This window comes from Bradyrhizobium algeriense (genome assembly GCF_003062295.1).
Lineage (GTDB): Bacteria > Pseudomonadota > Alphaproteobacteria > Rhizobiales > Xanthobacteraceae > Bradyrhizobium > Bradyrhizobium algeriense.
The window spans coordinates 1-630 of record NZ_PYCN01000192.1 but is presented as its reverse complement, the minus strand read 5'-3'; the positions used below and the strand labels follow the sequence as shown (position 1 = coordinate 630).

Annotated in this window: 2 protein-coding genes; both read right to left on the bottom strand. The window is 59.7% G+C overall.

Annotated features, from left to right (window positions below):
• Window positions 1–5: 5 nt before the first annotated feature.
• Window positions 6–245: a hypothetical protein gene (locus tag C7G61_RS43060; protein WP_190242291.1), complete on the bottom strand. Its 240-nt coding sequence runs from the start codon at window positions 243–245 to the stop codon at window positions 6–8.
• 40 nt (window positions 246–285) lie between these two features.
• The coding region (locus tag C7G61_RS43055) for a transposase (RefSeq protein WP_190242290.1) at window positions 286–630 on the bottom strand (345 nt) is incomplete at its 5' end.

The following is a 630-nucleotide window of genomic DNA, read 5'->3' as shown; positions in this document are numbered from 1 at the left end:
TGAGACTACTCCGTCGTAGTGCCGGCCATAGCCGCATCAATGCTGATTTTGACGATGTTGGAGCGCTTCACTACCGACTCGGCGATTTTCTGAAGCTCAGGCTGCAATTGAGGATCGAAGCCTTCCAGAGTTGAGACAGCGTGCTGCAGCTCTGCGTTCGCGGAGATAAGATGCTGCTGGAAGCGGATATCTGCCGGTGTGGCAGTGATGATTGCCTCATCGAGGTCATTGCGTTCGGCAAGCATTGTGATTGCCTCTGGTGAGGCTAGATCCTCGGCACAGTGATTATGACCCTTTGGCGAGTGGCTCGAGAGGGGCGAGTTTAGGATAGGCGCGGCTCATTTTGGCCCGGGCCTTTTCGGTCGTGAACATCCATGTGATGCGTGCGCCGCCGGCGTTGCGCTCGCGCTCCCAAGCCGCGATTTCCCGCTCGAGCCCCTCGCGCGTGTCGATCCGCCGGTCCAGGCACTGGCCCTTGAGCACCCCGATCTCGATTTCGACCATGTTCAACCAACTCGCGTGCTTGGGAGTGAAGTGGAACTCCAGCCGCTCCAGGAGGCGATGCGCTTCCGCGGCCGGGAAAGCCTCGTAGAGCGACCCGGGCGTGTGCGTCGACAGATTGTCCATCAC